10 protein-coding genes are annotated in these 9545 nt (G+C 60.5%); 7 read left to right on the top strand and 3 right to left on the bottom strand.

Features of this window, described 5'->3' with window-relative positions; all coding sequences use genetic code 11:
- On the top strand, positions 1 to 998 hold a 998-nt coding region (locus tag HMPREF1206_RS05730; RefSeq protein WP_016422407.1), incomplete at its 5' end, for an IS30 family transposase.
- A 131-nt stretch (positions 999 to 1129) separates the two neighbouring features.
- On the opposite strand, the gene HMPREF1206_RS05735 is transcribed toward HMPREF1206_RS05730, so the two are convergent.
- The gene (locus tag HMPREF1206_RS05735; RefSeq protein WP_016422408.1) at positions 1130 to 1804 is read right to left on the bottom strand and encodes an O-methyltransferase; all 675 of its coding nucleotides are present in this window, start codon (positions 1802 to 1804) and stop codon (positions 1130 to 1132) included.
- Between the two features lie 158 nt (positions 1805 to 1962).
- On the opposite strand from HMPREF1206_RS05735, the gene sigE reads away from it, so the two are divergent.
- The 4 genes from sigE to tatB all read left to right on the top strand — a co-directional run bounded on the left by sigE (position 1963) and on the right by tatB (position 5063).
- Positions 1963 to 2616 carry an RNA polymerase sigma factor SigE gene (gene sigE, locus HMPREF1206_RS05740; RefSeq protein WP_016422409.1) on the top strand — a complete coding sequence of 218 codons (654 nt, stop codon included), beginning with the start codon at positions 1963 to 1965 and terminating at the stop codon, positions 2614 to 2616.
- 51 nt (positions 2617 to 2667) lie between these two features.
- Positions 2668 to 3060, top strand: a complete 393-nt coding sequence (locus HMPREF1206_RS05745) for an anti-sigma factor (protein ID WP_052317810.1) — start codon at positions 2668 to 2670, stop codon at positions 3058 to 3060.
- A complete protein-coding gene (locus HMPREF1206_RS05750) occupies positions 3060 to 4379 on the top strand; it encodes a S1C family serine protease (protein ID WP_016422411.1) in 1320 nt (439 codons plus the stop codon). The genes HMPREF1206_RS05745 and HMPREF1206_RS05750 overlap by 1 nt, the downstream gene beginning before the upstream one ends.
- Positions 4380 to 4490: 111 nt before the next feature.
- Positions 4491 to 5063: a Sec-independent protein translocase protein TatB gene (tatB, locus tag HMPREF1206_RS11460; protein WP_016422412.1), complete on the top strand. Its 573-nt coding sequence runs from the start codon at positions 4491 to 4493 to the stop codon at positions 5061 to 5063.
- A 256-nt stretch (positions 5064 to 5319) separates the two neighbouring features.
- On the opposite strand, the gene HMPREF1206_RS05760 is transcribed toward tatB, so the two are convergent.
- Positions 5320 to 6453: an Mrp/NBP35 family ATP-binding protein gene (locus HMPREF1206_RS05760; protein ID WP_016422413.1), complete on the bottom strand. Its 1134-nt coding sequence runs from the start codon at positions 6451 to 6453 to the stop codon at positions 5320 to 5322.
- A gap of 319 nt (positions 6454 to 6772) precedes the next feature.
- Between HMPREF1206_RS05760 and HMPREF1206_RS05765 the strand changes: the two genes are divergently transcribed.
- A complete protein-coding gene (locus HMPREF1206_RS05765; RefSeq protein WP_042388577.1) occupies positions 6773 to 7255 on the top strand; it encodes a general stress protein in 483 nt (160 codons plus the stop codon).
- A gap of 43 nt (positions 7256 to 7298) precedes the next feature.
- Here HMPREF1206_RS05765 and HMPREF1206_RS05770 read toward each other — a convergent pair whose 3' ends face one another.
- Positions 7299 to 8522 carry a magnesium and cobalt transport protein CorA gene (locus tag HMPREF1206_RS05770; RefSeq protein WP_016422415.1) on the bottom strand — a complete coding sequence of 408 codons (1224 nt, stop codon included), beginning with the start codon at positions 8520 to 8522 and terminating at the stop codon, positions 7299 to 7301.
- Between the two features lie 43 nt (positions 8523 to 8565).
- Between HMPREF1206_RS05770 and HMPREF1206_RS05775 the strand changes: the two genes are divergently transcribed.
- Positions 8566 to 9321 carry a hypothetical protein gene (locus HMPREF1206_RS05775; RefSeq protein WP_016422416.1) on the top strand — a complete coding sequence of 252 codons (756 nt, stop codon included), beginning with the start codon at positions 8566 to 8568 and terminating at the stop codon, positions 9319 to 9321.
- Positions 9322 to 9545: the final 224 nt, after the last annotated feature.

A 9545-nucleotide genomic window follows, 5' to 3' on the forward strand; every position in this document is an offset into this window, starting at 1 on the left:
CGGAACGCTTAATTATTGCCGATTGCCTGCGGGCAGGTCATTCGCACCGGCGTATCGCCCAGATAGTCTGTCGTAGTCAATCCACTATCAGTCGTGAAATCGCACGCAACAGCGTCGATGGTATCTACGATGCCTATCACGCTGATCAGGCCAGCCGCGGGCGTCTTGCTCGTCCAAAGCCGCGCAAACTCGATGACAATCGATTCTTACGCGCCCAGGTTGTCAATCTGCTCAACCGTGGCGCCTCGCCGCGTCAGGCCAGTGGCAGGTTGGCTGCACTGTGGGGTGATAATACGTCCATGACTATTAGCCACGAGTCGATTTACCAGGCCCTTTACGTACAAGGGGCAGGCAGCTTGCGCAAAGAACTTGTGTTTGAAAAGTCCTGCCGGACTACCCGGCCAGGGCGTAAACCCCGCTCGCTTCTCGCAGGGGTGCCCAAGCCACGTGGAAAACGCTGGACTCATGATGCCAATATTTCACTTCGCCCAGCCGAAGCCAATGATCGTGCGGTACCCGGTCATTGGGAAGGCGATTTGATTATTGGCGCAGATGGCACCAGTGCTTTAGCGACGTTGGTGGAACGCCGCAGCAGGTTTGTGCTGCTCGGCAGACTCGGCACTGACCATACTGCCGCCAGTGTCAATGAGGTGATGGTACGGATGATTCGTCGGCTCAAAGAGTCGATGGACACCACGATTTCGACGTTGACCTGGGATCAGGGAGTGGAGTTTGCCAAACACACGGAGTTTTCTGTCGCGGAGAATATCCAGGTGTTTTTCGCCGATCCGCATTCGCCGTGGCAGCGAGGTAGCAATGAGCGGATGAACCGGGATATCCGGTTTTATTTCCCCAAAGGCACCAACTTTACCGATGTCACCGACCAAGAGGTCGCCGAGGCGGAAGCATTGCTGAATAACCGGCCACGGGTAGTGCTCGACGGGTTAACTCCCCGGGAGGTAATCTCTGGTGTTATCCATGATGCAATGACCGCCTGACCCTACCGGGCCATTTTTGTCATAAACGCAGTCAGTAACTTGGCTTGGCCCGCCGCCGCGAGTCATAAACGCAGTCAGTAACTCGGCTCGGCCCACCGCCGCCAGCCAGCCGGCCGGCCAACAGTAGAAAACTACTTCTTCACCAGCACAGTGGTGCCAGCTGCTAGGGGCAGGCGCATCACGTAAGCGTCGTCAAGCTGGAGCATGTATTCGTCGGCTTCGCGGGCAGCGACGGTGTCACGGTCAGTGCGTGACGAGTCAGCAACAGTGCCGTCGAGGAGCGCGCCGGTCAGGACGAGCGCGCCGCCGGAGCGAAGCAGCGGCCAGGCCTTTTCCTGGGCAGCGCGGAGGATTGCCGGGGCGACGTCCAAGTAGACCAAGTCGTAGGAGTCGGCGGCCAGTCGATCCATGACCTCCAGCGGATGCGAGGGCAGGAAGCGCTGTCGGTTGGGGCGGATGCCTGCGGCTCGGAAAGCGGACTTTGCCAGAGACTGGTGCTCGAGCTCAGGGTCGATGCAGGTGAGAACGCCGTTATCGCCGAGCCCGGCGGCCAGGTGCAAACCGACTACGCCTGCCGCAGGCGATGCGATGACAGCGGCGGGGTGACCGTCGCGGCGAGCACTGGTCAGAGCCATGAGCGAGGTCAAAGCGGCGCCGGTCATCGTATCGGGGACGGCAACTCCGTATTCGCGAGCGCTCTCTCGGGCGCTTTCAAGGGCCTCGGAGACTACGGTCGTGTTGTTGACGTGCTGTGCAATAGCGTCACGTGCGGATAGCGGGGTAGCAGAAGAACTCGTTTCGGACACGCTCTATAGCGTAGGAAAAAACTTCGGGCAGGGTAGCGGGGCGCGCCGGTCAGTGCCGGACTAGGTGCGTAAACAAGCCTCAAATTTGTCTGGACTCTCAAACTATTTTCAGGGTAAGGTCACTACAAACCTAAGGTTGGTAAGGAACACTGAACCTCATGCCCGAACGAGTCAAGTCCGAACGAGTCAGCGCAGGCGACAGCCGCGAGGATGCCCCGTCCGCTGACGTAACTGAGCAACTGTCCGGCACCGCGGCTTTTGACGCAGGTGTGGGGGAGATGCCGTCCTGGTCGGAACTTGTCCAGGCCCACGCGGATAGTGTTTACGGGCTCGCATATCGGTTGACTGGTAACCAGCAGGACGCGGAAGACCTGACGCAGGAGACATTCATGCGTGTGTTCCGTTCGCTGAAGTCATACCGTCCCGGCACTTTTGAAGGCTGGCTGCATCGGATTACCACTAACCTGTTTTTGGATATGGTCCGGCACCGGCAGATCATCCGGATGGAGGCGTTGCCGGAGAACTACGACCGGGTCCCGGGCACGCTGAAGACGCCGGAGCAGGCCGTCGATGACGCGATGCTCGACCCGGATTTGGAAATCGCGCTGGCTGAGCTGCAGCCGGACTATCGCGCGGTGGTTGTCCTCTGTGATGTGGTGGGGCTGACCTACGAGGAAATTGCTAGCACTCTTGGGCTCAAGATGGGCACCGTGCGTTCGCGTATTCACCGGGCACGTTCCAGCTTGCGGGCGACGTTGGAGCGCCTGGAGAAGGAACGGCAGGAACTGCCAGAGTCGGTCACCGCAGGCTAGATTTCCCGCACTCAATCCGCGGGAGCGGCTATTGTGGGGCTAGTTAAATAGGTGCGATTTCTGGAGGTGCTGCAGTCTGTGATTCAGCAGGGCGATGACAAGCGTTTTTTGTCAACGGAGCATCTCGGCACCGAGGCGATTGCCGCTTTTGTTGACGGCGAGTTGTCGGTCGTAGCTGAGCGTCGTGCGCAGGCGCACCTGATGGCATGCCCGGAATGCCGCCGGGAGGTCGCGAAGCAGCGGCAGGCAGCCAAGCGCCTGCGTGATAGCGCGCCCTTGCACATTCCAGCTGAGCTGCGCGCTCGTATTGCTGATTTCGCAGGCAGTTGCGAGGACTCAGAGCCCCATCGGTCGGCGCGGCATCTCGCGCACCGTCCGCCGGAGTCGCTGAGCGCTGCGTTGGAGCAGATCGTTCGCGGTTTTCGTAAAGGTGGTAGTCACTAGTGGGCAAACATCGCTCTTTCGATGATTCCGCGTTTGCCCCGGACGCCGATCGTGCCGCCGCAACTGGTGGGTTACAGCGTGCTCCAGGGCAAAAGCTTGACGACGACGCCAGTGCCACCGTCCAAGAGTATTCGCCGTGGCAGGATTCGTCGTCACGCATGACGACGGGGCGTCCAGCTCGCAAACCCGAAGCGAAGAAGAAACCTCGCCCGAAGACGGCTCCCCGCGTCAGCGCGCGGGAAGTGATTTTTGGCCGCGAGGTGCCGTGGCGTGTGATTGCGGCGTCGTCGGCCGTGGTGCTGCTGATTGGCGGTGTTGGCGGCTTTGTTGGCGGTTGGGCTGGCAAGACTTTCCGCTCGGACTACCAGCGTGTGGAGCTGCAGCAGATCGAGGGGCGGCCGGGCAACGGTGATTTGACTGAAATCGGCAAGGTGGCGGAGACTCTTCGTCCCGCCGTGGTGTCGATTGCGGTCAGTGCCGGTGAGATCTCGGGCGTGGGCTCGGGGTTTGTCATTGATGGTGACGGTCATATTTTGACGAATAATCACGTCGTTTCGGCGGTGGCGGACCGGCAGGATATGCAGGTCTCCGTAACGTTTTGGGACGGCGGCAAGTTGAAAGAGGTGCCGGCCAAGATTATTGGCCGCGACCCAAAGACCGACCTCGCCGTAATTAAGGTCGAAGACGTTGCGGGGCTGACTGTGGCGCAGCTTGGTGATTCCAACGCGGTTGCGGTCGGCGACACAGTGATTGCGATGGGCTCGCCGCAGGGCCTGGGCGGAACGGTGACTTCCGGTATTGTCTCAGCTCTTAATCGCCCGGTGCGCCTGGCCGCTGAGGGGACTGACACGGACGGCTACGCCGATGCGATTCAGACGGATGCCTCCATCAACCCGGGTAACTCAGGTGGTCCGCTGGTGGATATCCGCGGTGCGATCGTCGGTATTAATACGGTGATTTTTAGTAGCTCGGGTGGCTCGCAGGGCTTGGGCTTTGCGATTCCAATCAATTCAGCCGTTACCATCGCTGAGCAGCTCATTGCCGGTGAGCAGCCCGTTCATCCGGGGATCGGCGCGACAGCGCGCACGGTTTCCAATGGCGCACTGACTGGTGCCGAGATTGCCAGCATCCTGCCGGGAGGCGTTGCCGACCGGGAAGGCCTGCAGGAAGGCGATGTGATTACGGCTGTGGGAGACCGCGCGGTATCGTCCGCAGATGAGCTCACGGTGGCGCTGTGGACTGTTGGCGCTGGTAATGAGGCGGTATTGAAGATCGTTCGCCACGGAGCCGAGCTGGAGGCGAAGATCACGCCGGAGTAGGGTGGCGCTGGTTTCGACCGGTTTCGGCTGGTTTCTGCGGATTTGGCAGATTTGGTGGATTTGGCCGCGCAATGCTGCATGCGAGGTGCACTGTAACTAAGGTGGTATAACGTGTTTTCTAATGTTGGCTGGGGCGAGATTCTTGTCCTCTTTATCCTCGGACTAATTCTCATCGGACCTGAGCGGTTGCCGAAGGTAATTGAGGACGTCCGCGCATTGCTTATGGCTGCGCGCACCGCAATCAATGACGCACGCGATAACCTCTCGGACGAGTTCGGCGAAGACTTCGACGATCTTCGCAAGCCGCTGCAGGAGCTCAACGATCTCCGTCGTCTCAACCCGAAGACCGCCATCACCAGGACGCTTTTCGACGGCGATGACACCTACCTGGACATGCTCTCCGGTAAGCCCGCAGCGGGTGGTGGCGGAACTGGTGCAGCCGGAGCTGCAGGAGCGGCAGGAGCGGCCGGGCCTGCGGGTCAGCAGTACCAGCAGTCCAATGCGAACCAGCCAGTGCAGCCGGCTCCGTCGCAGCAGCCGCTCCCGCAGCCGGGAACGTGGCAGGATCCAGTTGCCCAGGCCCGCCAACAGCAAGCGCAACAAACACCACAGCAGCCGCAACAACCGCAACAACCTCAGCAGCCCCGTGGGGTGCAGGCCTGGGTCGACGACGACAACCTATAGCGGTCGCAAACCGTTCCCGACCGCAAGTTACTGACTAGGTTTATGACACTTTGAGCACAAATTTTGCCACGAAAGTGTCATAAACCTAGTCAGTAAGTGCACGCAGCCGCTTCGGCGGATACACCGCTCGCACCACTAAAAACACCACCAGCAACACATACGCCCCAGACACCGCAGCCGCAAAAGCAGACGCCCCCTTCCCGGCACCGAAAATACCGGGGAGGGGGCGTCGCTGTGATCGTCGTAAAGCGAAGGCCTACTTCGGAGTCACGCCCAAGCCGAGCGACTTGCCTGCGAGCGACTCGCGACGAACAACCAGCTTGTCAGCGATGGCGTTCAGGGCCTCGCCCGCGCCCGAATCCGGCTTGGACAGGACAATCGGAGTGCCCTTGTCGCCGCCCTCGCGGAGCTCGGTGTCCAGCGGTACCTGGCCGAGCAGCTCGACCTTTCCGCCGGTGATCTGGGTAAGACGACGGGCAACGGTCTCGCCGCCGCCTGTGCCGAAGACCTCCATCTTGGAGCCGTCGGGCATTTCCATCCAGCTCATGTTCTCGATGACACCGGCAATCCGCTGGCGGGTCTGCAGGGAAATGGTGCCGGCGCGCTCTGCGACCTCGGCGGCGGCCATCTGCGGGGTAGTAACAATCAGCAGCTCAGCGTTCGGCACGAGCTGCGCCACGGAGATGGCGATGTCGCCGGTTCCCGGGGGCAGGTCGAAAAGCAGGACGTCCAGGTCGCCCCAGAACACGTCCGCGAGGAACTGCTGGATAGCGCGGTGCAGCATTGGCCCACGCCAGACAACCGGTGCGTTGTCGTCGACGAAGTGTCCGATAGAAATCAGTGACACGCCGTGCGCCTGCGGAGGCATGATTATGTCGTCGACCTGGTGCGGCTTTTCCTCGGAGCCCATCATGTGTGGGATGGAGTGTCCGTAGACGTCGGCATCGAGGACACCGACAGACAGGCCCTTCGCGGCCAGCGCGGCGGCGAGGTTCACGGTCACGGAGGACTTACCGACGCCACCCTTACCGGAGGCGACGGCGAACACGCGGGTGCGGGAGTCCGGCTGGGCGAATGGGATCACCGGCTCGGAGGCGGTGCCGCGGACGGCGTTGCGGAACTCGCGGCGCTGCTCGTCATTCATCACATCGGTGGTGACGGTGACGTTGCCAACGCCCTCGATACCGTTCAGCGCCTCTTCGGTGCGCTCGATGATGGTGTTTCTCATGGGGCAACCGGCGATGGTGAGGTAAATCTCCACGGCCACGTCATTGTTGTCCGCCACCGAGATGGACTTGACCATGCCAATCTCGGTAATCGGGCGACGTACCTCAGGATCTTCGACCTGCGCCAGGGCGGTGCGAACTTCAGCTTCAGTAATCGTAGACATTATGTAGTGAATCTTATCGTGAGACCCCGCAAGACAAAGAACTACTGACAAAATCAGTAATTTGCCGCTTTACGACGGTCACAGCGACCAACCCCTCCGGCAAGCGCGGTGGCGGTGGAACGGGCGGCGGACCAGGCGGTGGAACAATTGCCAACCGTCTGACGTTGTCCTTGATAGAACGCCTTTTGGCGATAGTTTTAGCAATATTTTCAACAACTGAGTCACCATTTACTGTGACAGCAACTGCAAGGGAACGGTGAGAGTACCGATGGGAAATGGGGAAGCGGGCAGCGGTTGGGGGAGCGGCCGGGAACAGAGCATGAAGTCCCGGTTGCCTCAGCGCCAGGTACCCGAGGGGTGGCCGGTGGGCAGTTTCACCAACTACTCCGACGCGCAGGCGGCGGTGGATTCGCTCAGTGATCGCGATGAGTTCCCGGTTTCCGACCTCACCATCGTCGGTGTTGACCTGATGCAGGTGGAGCGCGTAGTCGGCAGGCTGACCTGGCCGAAGGTGCTCGGCGGCGGCGCGCTGTACGGCCTGTGGATGGGCCTGTTCTTCGGCCTGATTCTGGGGCTTTTCCAGGAAGATTGGGTGAGCCCGCTGATTGTTGGCCTCGGTATGGGCGCCATCTTCGGCATCGTGCTGGCCGCAGTTCCGTACGCAATGCAAAACGGCAAGCGGGATTTCTCGAGCACTACGGAGATTGTTGCCCGTCGCTACGACGTCCTGTGCAATCCCCGCAATGCCGAGCGGGCCCGTGACCTGTTGGCGCAGCGGGCGCTCGGTGGGAACCGCGGGTAGGTTGCTGTATCCGTCGTAAAGCGATGCCTGCCAGAAGCAGTGCCTACAGCCACTTGTTGCGGCGCAGGACCCACACCAAAAACGCCACGATGGCGAACATGATGGCGAGGACGATGAAGTAGCCGTACTCCCAGTGCAGCTCGGGCATGTGGTCAAAGTTCATGCCGTAGATGCCGGCCAGGGCGGTCGGGACGGCGAGAATAGCCGCGTACGCCGAGATGGTACGCATATCCTGGTTCTGCTGCAGCTGGATTTTCACGGCGGCGGCGTCGATGAGGGCGGAGAGTCGTTCGTCGAGTCCGGAGACGAGGTCCGCGGCGGCGAGCTGGTGGTCGAGAACATCGGAAAGGTAACGGCTGACGTCCTTAGGCATGATGTCTTCCCGCAGATTCATCAGGGAGCGCAGCGCCGGTGTCAGCGGATCGATCGCGTGGCGCATCTCCAGAATCTCTCGTTTGAGGATGTAAATGTCCTCAATATCCGAATCCAAGTTCGGCTCGAAGACTTCGTCTTCCATAATCTCCACGCGATCTTCCAGCTGCATCGCGATGCGCAGGTACGCGTCGACGAGGTTGTCCGTCAGCGCCCACAGCACGCCCGCGGGGCCGTAGTCGATGGCGTCGGTGGTGTTCTCCACGCGTGCGCTAATGCGCTGCATATCCGAGCTCGGCATGCCCATGCGAATGGTGATGACGTACTCCGGGCCGATGACAATCATCAGCTGGCCGGAGCGAATGATCTCATTTTCGTCATCCGCGAGACCTTCCGGGGAGTAATGAATCGAGCGAATTACAAAAACCACGTGATCATCGTGGATCTCAATCTTGGGGCGCTGGCGGTTAGTCAGTGCGTCCTCCACCGTCAGCTCATCCAGCCCGTAAAGCTCGGCGATGGCGTCCATCTGTGTCGCGTTGGGGCGCGACAATGACAGCCACGTGAAGCCCTCACCAAAATTCCGTACTTCGGACAGCCCGGAGAAGTGGTCGTAGGTGCCGGGCAAACGCTTGCCACCGATGTAGACGCCGCAATCGCGCAGGGCATCGCGCACCGCCCTCGACTGTCCTGTTCCTGTGCTTGACGACGAGCCGTTGGTGCGCGTCACCTTCGAGACAGCCGACTTCGCTGCGGATTTAGCCGCATTCGTCGCCCGAGCGGTTTTACCGGGTTTTGCTGTGGCCGACGGTTTTTGGCTTTGACTGGCCGAGCTAGTTCGCGGATTGCGAGCCTTCGCCGAAGCGCTGATGTTGCGGCTTTTCTCTTCGCCCATTCTGGGTGACCTCACAATCCGTTCGTAGGTTACGCTGGTGTCGATGATTGATTTTAGACGTGCGAACGCCGGGTTCCACTTTCGCATCCGCTCAATGGGGTGCAAGGGTAGCTCCACGGCTACTGCGTGCACTTTTACCGCCCTGGCATTGGTCACTGGGGCGACGGGGTTCGGTCTTGCCGCATGTTCTGATTTGGATCCGCAGATGCCCGTTCCTCCCGAGCAGGAGGCGGTAGTGACTGTCGGGGCAGACCTACGCAACCCTGAGCAAGCAGCTCTTGCGTACGTGTATGCGCAAAGCTTCGAGAGAATAGGGCGGCAAGCGGAGGTCGTCGGCATTCGCAATGCTGACGACCGGTTGCGGGCCGTACGCAATGAAGCGGTCCTGGTCTCCTTCGGATGCACAGGTGAGCTACTCGGCCTGAGCGACCCTGCGTCGGCGGCTTCACTGGCGGAGGAATACGCCGACGACTCCACCCCGGACAAGCAGTTCAGCGGAGAGTGGCGCGACCGCGTGTACGACGCATTTTCGCGGTCGCTGCCGGGCGAAGTAATGGCCACCGACGCGGGCATGGCACAGGGCTGCGCAGATGTGTCAGCTGACAATGCTGGGGCTGACTTGCCGCAATGGCTTGTGCCTTTCTACGTCAAGCCAGCGCTGGACCGAGATGATCGAGTCCGCGTGCTCAATGAGATTGCGGGTTCGCTGAGCACTGAGGACTTGAAGCTGATGACCCGGGCTGTGGCTGGTGGCGCCAGCCCTGAGTTGGTCGCTCAGGAGTGGTTGGATAAGGCGTAGTCGGGGCGGCGGGGGCTAGTTGTGGCGGTATCTGACGCGTATCTGCTGTTGGCTGCCGCCAAGTTTGTTGAATAACCCATGAATGCGGGCTGCAAATGTGAAACTGTGCGAGTTTATGACACTTTCATGCCGGTAGGTTCAGGCGGTGAATGCATCACCACTTTCGACCAGGAGAAGTAGTGAAGCAAACCCGCCGAACGAAATACAGTGCCATCAAACCCATT

Source organism: Corynebacterium sp. HFH0082 (genome assembly GCF_000411235.1).
Taxonomy (GTDB): domain Bacteria; phylum Actinomycetota; class Actinomycetes; order Mycobacteriales; family Mycobacteriaceae; genus Corynebacterium; species Corynebacterium jeikeium_D.